12 protein-coding genes are annotated in these 13,849 nt (G+C 52.8%); 5 read left to right on the top strand and 7 right to left on the bottom strand.

Features of this window, described 5'->3' with window-relative positions:
- Positions 1-24: 24 nt before the first annotated feature.
- The 4 genes from IT084_RS08340 to tatA all read right to left on the bottom strand — a co-directional run bounded on the left by IT084_RS08340 (position 25) and on the right by tatA (position 3,614).
- Entirely contained in the window at positions 25-819 is a 795-nt protein-coding gene (locus tag IT084_RS08340) for a 4Fe-4S dicluster domain-containing protein (RefSeq protein ID WP_195712393.1), read from the bottom strand.
- 15 nt (positions 820-834) lie between these two features.
- Positions 835-2,415, bottom strand: coding sequence for a [FeFe] hydrogenase, group A (locus tag IT084_RS08335; protein ID WP_195712392.1), 1,581 nt, complete (start codon positions 2,413-2,415; stop codon positions 835-837).
- A gap of 46 nt (positions 2,416-2,461) precedes the next feature.
- Positions 2,462-3,292, bottom strand: a complete 831-nt coding sequence (tatC, locus tag IT084_RS08330) for a twin-arginine translocase subunit TatC (RefSeq protein WP_207744484.1) — start codon at positions 3,290-3,292, stop codon at positions 2,462-2,464.
- Positions 3,293-3,374: 82 nt separating this feature from the next.
- On the bottom strand, positions 3,375-3,614 hold the full coding sequence (gene tatA, locus IT084_RS08325; RefSeq protein ID WP_195712391.1) for a twin-arginine translocase TatA/TatE family subunit: 240 nt from the start codon (positions 3,612-3,614) through the stop codon (positions 3,375-3,377).
- Positions 3,615-4,107: 493 nt separating this feature from the next.
- Between tatA and IT084_RS08320 the strand changes: the two genes are divergently transcribed.
- From IT084_RS08320 to hydG, 5 genes are read left to right on the top strand one after another with little or no spacing between them, the layout of a single operon-like run.
- Positions 4,108-4,353, top strand: a complete 246-nt coding sequence (locus IT084_RS08320; RefSeq protein ID WP_195712442.1) for a TM1266 family iron-only hydrogenase system putative regulator — start codon at positions 4,108-4,110, stop codon at positions 4,351-4,353.
- A 45-nt stretch (positions 4,354-4,398) separates the two neighbouring features.
- Entirely contained in the window at positions 4,399-5,856 is a 1,458-nt protein-coding gene (locus IT084_RS08315) for an aspartate ammonia-lyase (protein ID WP_195712390.1), read from the top strand.
- Positions 5,849-7,075 carry a [FeFe] hydrogenase H-cluster maturation GTPase HydF gene (hydF, locus tag IT084_RS08310; protein ID WP_195712389.1) on the top strand — a complete coding sequence of 409 codons (1,227 nt, stop codon included), beginning with the start codon at positions 5,849-5,851 and terminating at the stop codon, positions 7,073-7,075. The genes IT084_RS08315 and hydF overlap by 8 nt, the downstream gene beginning before the upstream one ends.
- Position 7,076: 1 nt before the next feature.
- Positions 7,077-8,162 carry a [FeFe] hydrogenase H-cluster radical SAM maturase HydE gene (hydE, locus tag IT084_RS08305; protein ID WP_195712388.1) on the top strand — a complete coding sequence of 362 codons (1,086 nt, stop codon included), beginning with the start codon at positions 7,077-7,079 and terminating at the stop codon, positions 8,160-8,162.
- On the top strand, positions 8,131-9,552 hold the full coding sequence (hydG, locus tag IT084_RS08300; RefSeq protein WP_195712387.1) for a [FeFe] hydrogenase H-cluster radical SAM maturase HydG: 1,422 nt from the start codon (positions 8,131-8,133) through the stop codon (positions 9,550-9,552). The genes hydE and hydG overlap by 32 nt, the downstream gene beginning before the upstream one ends.
- Before the next feature lie 240 nt (positions 9,553-9,792).
- Here the strand turns inward: hydG and IT084_RS08295 are convergent, their stop codons facing one another.
- From IT084_RS08295 to IT084_RS08285, 3 genes are all read right to left on the bottom strand, one after another.
- Positions 9,793-11,724 (bottom strand): TRAP transporter permease, encoded by a 1,932-nt coding sequence (locus tag IT084_RS08295; RefSeq protein WP_195712386.1) that lies wholly within the window; start codon positions 11,722-11,724, stop codon positions 9,793-9,795.
- Positions 11,725-11,812: 88 nt separating this feature from the next.
- Complete coding sequence (locus IT084_RS08290) at positions 11,813-12,841, bottom strand: TAXI family TRAP transporter solute-binding subunit (RefSeq protein WP_195712385.1); 1,029 nt, start codon at positions 12,839-12,841, stop codon at positions 11,813-11,815.
- A gap of 103 nt (positions 12,842-12,944) precedes the next feature.
- Positions 12,945-13,844 (bottom strand): NAD(P)-dependent oxidoreductase, encoded by a 900-nt coding sequence (locus tag IT084_RS08285; RefSeq protein ID WP_195712384.1) that lies wholly within the window; start codon positions 13,842-13,844, stop codon positions 12,945-12,947.
- Positions 13,845-13,849: the final 5 nt, after the last annotated feature.

Here is a 13,849-nt window from a genome sequence, read left to right as displayed (position 1 = left end):
CGGCGGAAACCGGTCTTAACCCGTTCATTTCCTCTTGTTGGCCTTGTTATTGCCTTTCTCTTCCCGGGCAATTTCGTTACGCCGCCTGTTGTACACGTACAGCCCGGTGAGCACCGCACCCCAGCCCAGCCCTACGGCGGGAGTCAGTCGCAGAATGCTTTCCGAATACCCGGGCAGCGGCCTGGTGGTAACGTTGGTGCGGAAGCCAAGGACTTCAAACGGCACGTCCGAAATGTACAACCAGGAGGTGCCCCCGGCCTCTTTTTCACCGTAAATGTGCTTTATGTAGCCGCTGTTCCCGTTGATTTTCTCCCGGGCCTGCCTGATCAAATCCTCCCGTTCGCCGTAAGTAAGGGCGCCCGCCGGGCAGACTCCCACGCAGGCGGGAGTTTCACCCTTTTCCACGCGGCCGGCGCACATCTGGCACTTGCGCACCCGGGGGAAGGTTTTGTCCCACTCGTATTTGGGGATGTTGAAAGGACAGGCCAGCATGCAATAACGGCAGCCCACACAGAGTTTGGCGTCATAAACCACCGGCCCGGATCCGGTCTTTTGAATCGCCCTGGAGAAACAGGCGGAAGCGCAGGCCGGTTCCTCACAATGCAGGCACTGCTGCTTGACAAATCTCCACGCGCTTTTCCGCCCTTTTTTAACCTCCACCTTGTTGACCACAGTCCAGTTTTCCGCCGCCAGCCTCGCGTCCTTGCCAATAGCCGGGATTTCCTTGGTGTACTTTAAATCATTCCACATCTTGCAGGCCACCACGCAGCTGCCGCACCCAACGCACCTGGTGACGTCAACCAGAACACCTTTCGACATATCGTATACCTCCCGCTAAACCACGCTCTTTGCTTTTTCCACAGCTTTAAGCTGCTTGAAACTCTTACCCCGGTCAGTATATCCGGTGTGCAGCAGTTCCTCGGCCAGTTCACTCATGGGGTGCTTGAGGAAATCCCGGTACAGGGCCAGCACCTCCGAATTCTCATGGCTTTCGCGCCAGGCCATCCGGGCATCCGCCTTGTACAGGCTCTCAATCCTTTTCAACCGGACCTCGTCGGAAGGCGGCACCGCGGACCTGGGCTGCCCGCCCCCGCTGATGCAGCCGCCGGGACAGGACATGAACTCGATAAAGTGCCACGGCGCGTTACCCCTGCGCACCGCCTCCAGCACCTGCCGGCCGTTGCCCATGCCGTGGCAAACCGCAACCTTGAGGGTGCCGGCTCCGGGCACGTCAACGGCCGCTTCCTTAACCCCGGCGAGCCCGCGCACCGGGGTCAGCGTCAACAGGTTGGCGGGCGGTTCCTTTTCGGTAATGAAGTAATAAGCTGTTCGCACCGCCGCTTCCATTACGCCCCCGGTGGCGCCGAAAATGATTGCGCCGCCGGTGCTCTTGCCCAGCAGTTGATCATAATTTTCTTCAGGCAGTTTGGACAGATTAATGCTTTTTTGCTTCAGCATCCGGGCCAGTTCCCGGGTGGTCAGCACCGCGTCCACGTCCCGCAGGGACTTGTTTCCCCAGTATTTCCCGCTGCCGTTCATTTCCGGGCGCCGGGCTTCAAACTTCTTGGCCGTACAGGGCATGACGGCTACTGAGAAAATCTTCTCCGGGTTGATGTTTTTCTTTTTAGCGTAGTAGGTTTTGGCCAGCGCCCCAAGCATCTGCTGGGGAGATTTGCAGCTGGACATGTGAGGCAGCAGTTCCGGGTAAAAATATTCGCAAAACTTAACCCAACCCGGGCTGCAGGAAGTAAATTGGGGCAAGGGCTTGTTCAAGTCGCCCTTGATCCGCTTGATCAGCTCGGTTGCTTCTTCCATGATGGTAAGATCGGCAGTGAAGGTGGTATCGAATACAGCGTTAAAACCCAGGCGCTTGAGGGCGGCCACCTGCTGCCCCGCCACCCAGGTGCCCGGCGCCAGCCCGAACTCCTCGCCCAGCGCCACCCTTGTAGCCGGCGCCGTTTGCACCACCACATGCCTGCCTGGGTCCTGTAAAGCCTGCCAAACCCTTTCGGTATCGTCGCGCTCGGTAATGGCCGCCGTCGGACACCACAGAGCGCATTGACCGCAATTAATGCATACGATTTCGTCCACCAGAGGTAATCCGTAATGACCAAAAACTGTTTGCGTATTTTTGCATACTTCCAGGCATTGCCCGCATAACACGCACTTTTCGTCATCCCGCACGATGGAGGGGTTATCCGGTTCAACCGGCACCCGCCCCCTGACCTGGGCCGGCCACGTGCCCGGCACCTGGTACTGTTGCGGCAACCAGCCCTCGCCCCCGGCATGCCCGGCCAGTGACGACGCGCCGCAGCCGGCGAGACTGACCGTGAGACCCGCCAGTCCAAGACCACCCATCATCCGCAGGAAAGACCGTCTGGTCATTTTTCTATCCAGTTGAAGCTGGTCTTCCATGTATGTATGTCCTCCTTGTTCATTCGCTCTTCTCGCCCAATCCGGCCTATTTGGCCATGGCCCGGCTATCTTTCGCCCTTTGCAACAACCTCTTGAACAGTGCCGCCAAATTGAAAGCCTTGCCGGACTTTTTCAAGTTTGCGGTCCACTCCACGAGGCGCACGATCGTGGCGCTCAATTCGTATAAAAGATACATGGGTGACGCAAATAGCAGCACCGTGAATATATCCGGGCTGGAGACCACCGCGGAAGCTATGACCACCGCCGCCAGAATGGCGAATTTGCGCCCCTTGACCATGGTCCGGTAGGATATTATCCCCAGTTTGGCCAGGAAGAAGCTGGCCAAGGGCATCTCGAAAATCAGGCCAAAAGGAAGCAAAAAATTCAACGTAAAAGAAACATATTTACCAACGGTCAGCATCGGTACCAGCTGGCTTCCGCCATACCTCAGCAAAAAAGCGACACACAGTTTAAAAACAACCAGAAAACCGAACGCGACGCCGCCAATAAAAAGAACAAATGAAATCAATACAAAAAGGGTAAAGTATATCCTCTCCACTTTGCGCAAGGCGGGGACGATAAATCCCCAGAATTGCCAGAGGGTGACAGGCAAAGATACTAAAAATCCCAGGAACAAAGCGAGCTTGATTTTAGTCATGATCGCTTCGGTCACGCCGATGTAAATGATTTTGTTCCCCGTAGCCGTTACGGGTTCCAACAGCACTTTCAGCGCAGCGTCGCTGAAAAACCAGCATCCAACGGACGCAACAAATGTTGAAATGATGCAAATAATCAGCAACCGGCGCAGTTCCTCAAGATGTTGCACCACGGTCATTTCATCGGGCCTGGAAATATCGCACCGCCCCCTCCGTACCATCCGGCCCCCAAAGCCCGGATCATGCAAATATTTACAAACAGTATTTATAAGCAGTATTGTTGGAAAACCACCGGAGTTAAATTTAATTAATGTGGGTATTTTCAGATACCTTGGAAGCTACAACCTGTTCGCCGCCGGAATTTTTCTTCCGGCCTTTTGCCGCCTGTTCATCTTCATCCGAACCTGCAAAAGCGTTTCTCATATCCCGCAGGGCGTTGCCTAGGGCCTTGCCGGCTTCGGGCAATTTGCCGGGTCCAAAGATAATCAATACCACAACCAGAATGAGAATCAGGTGAGTCGGTTGAAACAAACCGTTGAACATTTTCTCCCTCCTTTACCTTAAATTTAAAATAAAATATCATAAAAAAATGTTTGGGTTTTGTGATAAAAAAATTTAATTAATTAATGTTATTTTTAATAAATTTATTTAATAAATTTTAATTAACTTTATTTATTATAATAGTGTTTTTTGTCACTCAAATCAATAGCTAATTGCTTAAATTATGATTTTTTTGAAATTTTGAACTTATGTAAAGAAAAAATCACGTTAAAATTTATGCTTGTCAACAGGTGGAAGCAGGTATATAATCAACGACAAATGCTTATATTGAAATAACGAGCCTGACCGGCCGGGGGAGAACACCTGACCGGGAGGGTAACAATGTTGTCACTCAAGACCCTGAGGCGAACAGGTGCGGCGGCGCTGCGGTCAAGGGGGTAAGGGTTAATCGCTTTTGCCTTTTCGGCCTGTTTTCCTCGCGGGGAAACAGGCCTTTTCATTTTTACCTGGTGATAGGGAGGAAACGGATATGACCATGGAACGCCGGATCGGCGTAATCGGCATTGTAATTGAGGACCGAAAGGTAGCCCCCAGGATTAACGAAATCCTGAGCGCCCACGGGGATGTGATCGTGGGCCGCATGGGGATCCCCTACCGGGAAAGGGGACTGTCGGTAATTGCACTGATTGTGGACGGCAGTACCGACGAAATCGGCGCCCTCACGGGCAAACTGGGCAACATTGGCGGAGTCCGGGTAAAAAGCGCGCTGGTCACCCGTTAATTTAATATAGGGGCACCGGGAGGCAATGGCAAAGGTGGTATTGATATGACTGCTTACCGTTTGGAAAAGGACCTGTTGGGCGAACTGCAGGTACCGTCGGATGCGTATTATGGCATTCATACATTGAGGGCGGCACGAAATTTTAACGTTAGCGGCCACATGGTTCACCCGGGTTTGCTGCGCGCCCTGGCCGAAGTCAAATGGGCCGCGGCCCGGGCCAACCGGCAGGCCGGGATATTATCGGACCGGCTGGCCCGGGTCATCTGTAAAGCCGCCCTGGAAGTCGCCGAAGGTGGATTGGCCGACCAGTTTATTGTGGATGCCCTGCAGGGCGGCGCCGGAACGTCCACCAACATGAACATGAATGAAGTGCTGGCCAACAGGGCAATTGAACTGCTGGGCGGACAAAAGGGCGATTACCGCCTGGTACATCCATTACATCATGTCAACCTGTCCCAGTCCACCAACGATACCTACCCCACCGCGCTGCGCGTGGCCGCCATCCGGTTGGTGCTGAACCTGAGCGAAGCTTTGGCGGAACTGCAGGCCGCGTTACAGGAAAAAGAAGCGGAGTTTGCCGGGGTATTGAAGCTCGGCCGAACGGAACTACAAGATGCCTTGCCGGTAACGCTGGGCCAGGAATTCGGCGCCTACGCGGAAGCGGTCGCGCGGGACAGGTGGCGGTTGTACAAGGCCGAAGAACGGCTACGCCAGATCAACCTGGGCGGCACGGCCGTCGGTACCGGTCTTAACGCACCGCGGCGATATATCTACCATGTTGTTGAAGAATTGCGTCAGATAACCGGCCTGGGTCTAGCCAGAGCGGAAAACATGGTTGACCTGACCCAGAACGCCGATGTCTTTGCCGAGGTTTCGGGACTTTTAAAGGCAGCCGCCGTCAACCTGGCCAAAATCGCCGGCGACTTGATGCATATAGCCGCAGGCCCGGCCGGCGGTCCGGCTGAAATTAACCTTCCCCCCCGCCAGGCGGGCTCATCCATTATGCCCGGCAAGGTTAACCCGGTGATCCCCGAGATGGTGACCCAGGCGGCCTGGCAGGTGATGGGCGCGGACATGGTTATTTGCCAGGCCTGCGCGGCGGGGCGATTGGAGTTGAACTCCTTCATGCCGCTGATAGCCCATAACTTGTTGCACAGCCTCGACCTGCTGATTAACGCGGTCAGCTTGTTCGCCCGTGAATGCATCAAGGGTATCACCGTTAATGAGCACAGGTGCACCCGGTGGCTGGAAGAAAGCAATGTTCTAATCACCGCCCTGGTGCCGTACATAGGTTACGAGCGGGCCACAGACCTGGCCAAGCAAGCCCGGGAACAGAACAAGAGCGTCAAAGAGCTGGTTCTGACCGGCAACCTGCTGAGTGCCGAAGAATGGCGGGCGATCAACACGCCGCAGGAACTGACTCGTCCGGGCATTGCCGGCGCGCGCATGCTTGCCGGCCGGTTAATTAGTAAATTGGAGCAGGGGGATGATGAGAATGCATGAAACACCAAGGGGCGGCAGGCTGCACATTGCTCTGTTCGGGCGGCGCAATGCCGGCAAGTCCAGCTTGATCAACGCCCTGACCGGCCAGGACCTGGCCATTGTATCACCGGTGGCCGGGACCACAACGGACCCCGTTTACAAATCTATGGAAATTTTACCCATCGGCCCCGTTGTGTTAATTGATACCGCCGGGCTGGATGATGAAGGGGAGTTGGGTGAAAAGCGGGTGGCCAAGAGCCTGGCAGTACTGGCCAAAGCGGACCTGGTGTTGCTGGTGATTGACCCGCGGCAGGGCATGGGGGAACTTGAGCTTGGGCTGATTGACAGCGCCAGGCAAAAGCAGCTACCCGTCATCATTGTTATAAATAAAATTGACCTGCTGCCTGAAAACTGCACTATCAACATTTCAGTACCGGATATCCCCCGGGTGCAATTGAGCGCCCTCACCGGCCGGGGAATTAACGAACTCAAACAAACCATGGTGAAAATGGCCCCCCGGGATTGGACGGCGCCCACCATCGCCGGCGACCTGGTGCCCCCGGGGGAACTGGCCCTGCTGGTGGTACCCATCGACCTGGCCGCCCCCAGGGGCCGGCTGATCCTGCCCCAGGTGCAAACTATCCGCGACCTGCTGGATCACGACTGCCTGGCCATGGTGGTCAAGGAAAGGGAACTTAAAGCCGCCTTCAACCGTTTACAAAAGCCACCTGCGCTGGTAATCACAGACTCCCAGGTCTTCTTAAAAGTGGACGCGGACACGCCGCCCGGCGTGCCCATGACATCCTTCTCCATCCTTTTTGCCCGGTACAAGGGGGACCTTGCCACCCTGGTTTCCGGCGCCCTGGCTGTGGAAGACTTGCAGCCCGGAGACAGAGTGCTCATAGCGGAAGCATGTACACACCACAGGGTGGCGGACGACATCGGTACAGTAAAGATTCCCCGCTGGCTGCGCCAGTGCGTGGGCGGTGAACTGCATTTCGAGTGGTCCAGTGGTATCGAACTACCGGCCAACCTGGACCGGTACAAATTAATCGTGCACTGCGGCGGCTGCATGATCAACCGGCGGGAGATGTTGAGCCGCATCATGGCGGCCCGGGCCGCCGGCGTGCCCATCGTCAATTACGGCGTGCTGATCGCCTACATGCACGGCATCCTGCGGCGGGCCCTGGCCCCTTTCCCGGAAGTGCTGGCATTGCTTGATGAAAACGGGGTGGCTTGAGATGGAAGCTTTTGGCCTTGCCCTGCAGAAAGCTTCCGCCAGTGAACAAATTAATCAACGGGAAATTGTCGCGCTGCTGTCCGCGGACGCGGAACAAATGCCGGCACTGTTCGCCGCCGCCGATACCGTGCGCAGCAATACTGTGGGGGACGCGGTGCACCTGCGGGCAATCGTGGAGTTTTCCAATTACTGCCGCAAAAACTGCCTGTACTGCGGCCTGCGCCGGGACAACAAATCCCTGCCCCGGTACCGCCTGGCGGAAGATGAAATATTGCAGGCCGCGGGTAAAGCGGCGGCTCTTGGTTTCCGCACGGTGGTATTACAATCGGGCGAGGATTTGTTTTACAGCGCCGCCGCTATCGCCCGGATCATTGAACGGATCAAACAAAAACACGACCTGGCGGTCACCCTGTCCCTTGGCGAGCGCAGCCGGGAGGATTACAGGGTCTGGCGGGAGGCGGGCGCCGATAGATACCTGCTGAAACACGAGACGGCCGACGAACGGCTTTTCCGGTTTCTCAAGCCAGGGGGCGACTTGCGGGAACGCTTGCGGTGCCTGCACTGGCTGAAAGAGCTAGGCTACCAGACCGGTTCGGGCAACATGGTTGGCCTGCCGGGCCAAAGCCTGGCCACCCTGGCCGAAGACATCCTGTTGATGCGGGATTTAAACGTGGAAATGGCCGGCATCGGCCCTTTCCTCCCCCATCACGCCACCCCTTTAAAGAGCGCCGCCGGAGGAACACTGGAGCTGACCCTGAAAACACTGGCCGTCACCAGGCTCTGCCTGCCCGGCGCCCACCTGCCGGCCACCACCGCGCTGTGCACGCTGGCTCCGGACGGGCGCAGGATGGCCCTGGGCTGCGGAGCCAATGTCATTATGCCCAATTTAACGCCGCCGGGCGTGCGGGATAAATACTTGATTTACCCGCAAAAATCAGACATTACGGAACAACCCGAGCTGGCCCTGGCCGGGATCACCAGCCTGCTGGCCGAACTGGCAAGGCCGCCGGCCACGGGTTACGGGCATGCCCAAAACTTTTCGGGAGGTAATGGAAATGGAAAACTTGAGGGCCGAGTTTATCAATGAGGAACAAATTCAGGCATTGCTGGCCGAAGCCAGCCGGGCGGGGGCTCGCGAGGCAAGGCAAATCATTGACCGGGCGGCCCGGGCCGAAGGGCTGACGCCCTATGAATGCGCGGTGCTGCTCCACCTGGAAGACGAGGAGTTGCTGGAAGAAATGTACCGGGTGGCGCGCCAAATCAAGGAGGGAATCTACGGCCGGCGGCTGGTTTTATTCGCCCCGCTGTACATCAGCAATTACTGCGTCAACAACTGCGTTTACTGCGGCTACCGGCGCGACAACAGCTTTGCCCGGCGCCGGTTGACCATGGATGAACTGCGGGAGGAAGTCAGTATACTGGAATCCATGGGGCATAAAAGGCTGGCCATGGAGGCGGGGGAGGATCCCCAAAACTGTCCCATCGAATACGTCCTGGAGGCCATCGGAAACATTTACGAGGTAAAGGAAGCCAACGGAAGCATCAGGCGGATCAACGTCAATATCGCCGCCACCACGGTGGAAAACTACCGGTTGTTGAAAGAAGCCGGCATCGGCACCTATATTTTGTTCCAGGAAACCTACCACCGGGAAACATACAAGGCCATGCATCCCAGCGGCCCCAAACGCGACTATGATTACCATACCACCGCCATGGACCGGGCCATGCAGGGCGGCATCGACGATGTGGGCCTGGGAGTGTTGTTCGGCCTGTATGACTATAAATTCGAGGTGCTGGCCATGCTCATGCACGCCCTGCACCTGGAAGAAGCTTTTGGTGTGGGGCCCCATACCATTTCCGTACCCCGGCTGCGACCCGCCCGGGGGGTCGACTACAACAATTTCCCCCACCTGGTGAACGACGCGGAATTCAAGAAACTGGTCGCCGTTTTACGGCTGGCCGTGCCCTACACGGGAATGATCCTGTCCACCCGGGAAAGGCCGGAGTTCAGGGACGACCTGCTGACCGTGGGGATATCCCAGATCAGCGCGGGTTCATGCACCGGAGTGGGCGGTTACAAGCAGGAACAGGAGAAAAAGTCCGCCTGCACCGCCGGCACTGATGACGAAGCGCCCCAGTTCCAGGTTGAAGACCACCGGAGCCCCGATGAAATGCTGCGCAGCGTCTGCCTTTCGGGCTACATTCCCAGCTTTTGCACCGCCTGTTACCGCAGCGGGCGCACCGGCGACCGCTTCATGTCCCTGGCCAAAAGCGGGCAAATTCAGAACGTATGCCAGCCCAACGCCATCCTTACCTTCAAGGAATTTCTGGAGGACTACGCCTCGCCCGAAACGCGGGAAGCGGGTGAAAAAGCCATCAGGGAGCATCTCAACGAAATCGGCAACCCCGGTATACGCCGGTTGACTGAGGAACGTTTGCACCTAATTGAACAGGGGCGGAGGGATTTGTACTTCTAGCAGGGCTGCAAGAACCCGGCATCTGGCCAAGCTTCATCGCCCGGGGTTTGCACTTCAGATACTCAGGGTCAGTACGCCAAACCCATACGTTGCAATGTGGGACAATGGTAATTTTGGTATTATAGTTACGAAAATTAACGGAGCCGGTGGTCCCCTCTTCAGAAAAATAAATCCGGGACAGCGCTTGCGGGGAACCACCGGTGCCTGTATTATGCTTGAAAAAGGGGAAAAACAATTACTTTAATTTGAATTCTCAACCGCTTTAACCTGCGAACACACACCCTTTGTTAGATTTATACTGTTAAAGTAACATAAGGTAAGGAACAAAATTAAACCGGGAACAGACAACCAAATTTTTGGGGCCATTAACAGAATGGCGGATACTAAAAAAAGTGTCCGGCTAACCCAGTTAATTTTTCTTACAAGGAAACCTTCGGCACCTGCTGACAGGGCAATAATCCCGATCAAAGCAGTAAACACGTCAATAAGAATGTTCACGGGCTCGCCCTGCAGCAACAATGTCTTATCCATCATAAACATGAACGGAATGATGAAGGAGGTAATTCCAAGCTTCATCGCCAGCCAGCCGACCCTCATCGGAGGCGCGCCGGCTATCGCCGCCCCCGCAAAAGCGGATAAACAGACAGGCGGTGTAATTGTGGAGATACAAGCATAGTAAAAAATAAAGAGATGAGCAGCCAGTAACGGTACTCCCATATCAACTAAAGCCGGCGCCACAGTACTTGCCGCCAAGGCATAAGCCGCAACCGTGGGCAACCCCATACCCAACAGGAGGCAAAGCAGCATCACTAATACCAAAGCAATAACAAGATTACCGCCGGAAAGCGCAATGATAAAAGCGGCAATTTTAGCTCCAAGTCCGGTTAATGAAAAAACACCAATGATAATACCGGCGCAAGCGGTAGTTGCAGCAATAGATGCCATGCTTTTCATGGCATTGCTGACGGACGTGAAAAACTGCGAAAACATAATTTTATTTTTCGTAAACCAGCTTAAAACAATTAATGATCCGATAGACAGGATCGCAGCCCGAACGGGTGAATTTTTCAATACCAGCAAAGAGAAAAGCATGACCAATAAAGGGATTAACAAAACCCCGCGTTCTTTAAGGATATTTTTAGCATTGGGAAGCTCGCTTTTGGGGAGCCCCACCAAACCAAGTTTTCCAGCTTCAAAATCAACCATAAATATTACTGCCAAAAAATATAGAAGCGCCGGAATAATTGCTGCGATAATAATGGTCGAGTAGCTGATTCCGGTAATATCGGCCATAATAAAAGCGCCGGCCCCCATTACCGGCGGCAAAATTTGTCCTCCCGTCGAAGCTACCGCTTCAACGGCTCCGGCAAACGCGGGCTTATACCCTACCCGCTTCATCAGCGGAATGGTAAAAGCTCCGGTACTGGCAACATTGGCAACCGCACTTCCGCTTACAGACCCCATCATGGCACTGGAAATAACGGATACTTTCGCAGGTCCGCCGCGAAACCGCCCGGCAATCGAGTAAGCCAAATCGATAAAAAATTTACCACAGCCGGATACTTCCAGAAAAGAGCCAAACAAGATAAAAATGAAGACATAGTTGGCAGATACCCCTAAAGGAATATTATATATTCCATCCATGCTAAACATGTAACTGATAATCCGGTCCCAACTGTAGCCCTTGTGCCAGAGGTCCCCCGGAAACATGTTCCCCCAATAAGCATATCCTAAAAAAACTACTCCCAATACAGGTAATGCCCATCCGGTTGTTCTTCTGGTGATCTCAAGTAACCCCAAAAGAGCAACAGCTCCAAAAAATAAATCCCACCGGGTAGGCGCAACGCCAACCCTGTCCAGCATTTCAGTGTAAGTAAAGGCAACATATACACTCGATGAAAGCAACAATACCGCTAGCACGAAGTCGGTGATTGTCGGTCGCGCAGTGGTGCTCCCCTTAAAGGCGGAATATGTCAAAAAAGCTATTACTCCAGCACCCGCAAAGTGAATCGCCCTGAATACCCACGGATCTATCGGGTAGATAGTAAGAATAAAAAGTTGATAGATACCAAAAACAACACCGATGACAAAGACGATTTTTCCGTATATGCCGACAAGTTCTCGTTGTTGCTTTTCCAAATCGTCCAACCGCATATCCTTATTTAAAACCATACAATTCCCCCTCTTCCAAAAAGTGACCCTTTCAGAAAGGTGACTTCTAGCCGGTGAAAACGTTCCACCGGCTAGAAAATAACCTTACTTATTTCTTATATTCCGGAGGGTAAGCGGAATCCGGCAATTTAATACCCTTTTCCTCATAAAACTTGATGGCCCCCGGGTGTAATGGAACGGTAATAATTGATTCCGGCACGACATCAACGGATAATTCCTCCGCCTGTTTAACCGCCTTTGCTAATTCTGGTTTACTTTCAAAAGTAGTTTTTACGAGCTCATAAACAAAATCTTCGGGAAGATCTTTTTTAACGATAAAAGCACTCCAAATGGTTAAAGTTTCAATGTCTTCCGATTGCCCTTCATAACTGTTGGCCTTAATAATTCCAGAAGTAATACCGTATTGTTTGGCTAATTCTTTTGATTTTTCACCTACACCGATCACTTTGGCATTTTGCGTTTTAATAACCTCTGTTCCCGTTGGATGTCCGGTCGGAGCAAAAACACCAAATGCATCTATTTTTCCGTCTGCCATTAGATTGGAATATTCGCTAAATGAACCGTTAACAATTCTACTCACATTAATTTCTAAATCTTTAAACAATCTTTGTCCGTAATAATCAGGAGTTCCCCCTTTTGCTCCCGTACCAATGATTTTTCCATCCAAATCATACACTGAGGCGGCATTTGCGCTCGGCGACACGAACCAGTGCAAATAACTAACGTACATTGGGAAAATCGTACGGATACTTTCGTATTTTTTATCTGCCCAGCCGATTCCATTATAGGCTTCATATGCTGGTCCCATTGTAACCATGCCCACATCGGAGTCTCCGCGATCAACCAGCTGAATATTGGAGATTGGTCCTGCAGTAGCTTCGACATTTGTAGCAATACCCAGCTTTTTACTTATAACGTCTCCCCAGGCGGTGGCATAAACTTGGAAGGTCCCTCCAAGCGGTGCAGAAGAGATTGAAATCCCTTTGGGCCAATTCTTCTTGGAAGACGAATCCGTGCCGCCGGAGTTATCACTAGTACCGGAATTACCGCAGGCGGAAAGGACTAAGATTAAAGATAACAAAAGCGGTAATATTATAACTTTTATATGCTTCTTCATATAACTACCTCCTAATTGTTTGCATTAAGATTACGCTGTAAATAAGTATAACTTAATCATTGATGCTTTTTTTTAAACTTTTTAACTGTTTTGCTTGTTCCTTCTAATTGCCACCAACTCCCATGCTATAATTCATCAGCTTTTCCAAGAGCAGCATTATCTTCGTATTATCTTCACCCCCCATTCCTTGACTAATTGCCATAGCGTAAATATGTTGCGTGATGCTGGAGAATAGCATCGGCGTTCCCAGTTGCTTAGCCAGATCCAAAGCAATGGAACAATCTTTGTACATCAGCCTCAAAGAAAAGTTCGACTCAAATTTGCGTGCCAGGTAATATTTTGGATACCGCACCGTTGTCATGTGACTGCGCCCGCTGCCTGCATTGACCGCTTCGATGAATTTAAAAGGGTCAACCCCTGCTTTAGCTGCGATAATAGTTCCTTCCAGGGAAGTAATTAAATTAGTTGCGGAGAGCAAGTTATTTAATGACTTCAGAGTATGGGCGGCCCCCAACTCCCCGACATGAATTATATCGGTTCCCAGTTGTTCAAGGATAAAGCGACAACGCTCCATCACTTCCATTTTACCCCCCACCATAATGGAAAGGGTCCCTTCTTTTGCTGCGGGTGCCCCGCGGCTTACAGGAGCGTCCAACATCTCGGCCCCTTTAGCTAATAAAGCCTGGCCGACTTTTTTTGTCATGACCGGGGTAGAACTGGATAAATCCACAAACACATTTCCGGGCTTGATTCCTTCCAGTAAACCGTTTTCCCCGAATATTACCTTCTCTATTACTGAATCATCCGGTAATGAGGCAAGAACAATATCGCTGTATTCCGCCACTTCTGCAGGCGATTTCCTTGCTTCCGCACCGGCTTCCACCATTCGGGCAACTGCTTTTTTATCCACATCGTAGACCGATACAGGATTTTTCAATAACAACACCCGCCGGCACATTAAATTACCCATTACTCCAAGGCCGATAAAACCGATCCGTTCCAAAGTTT

The sequence above is a fragment of the Desulfallas sp. Bu1-1 genome (genome assembly GCF_015594625.1).
In the GTDB taxonomy this organism is placed as follows: Bacteria; Bacillota; Desulfotomaculia; order Desulfotomaculales; family Desulfallaceae; genus JADNRQ01.
This window is presented reverse-complemented; position numbering and strand designations above follow the sequence as displayed.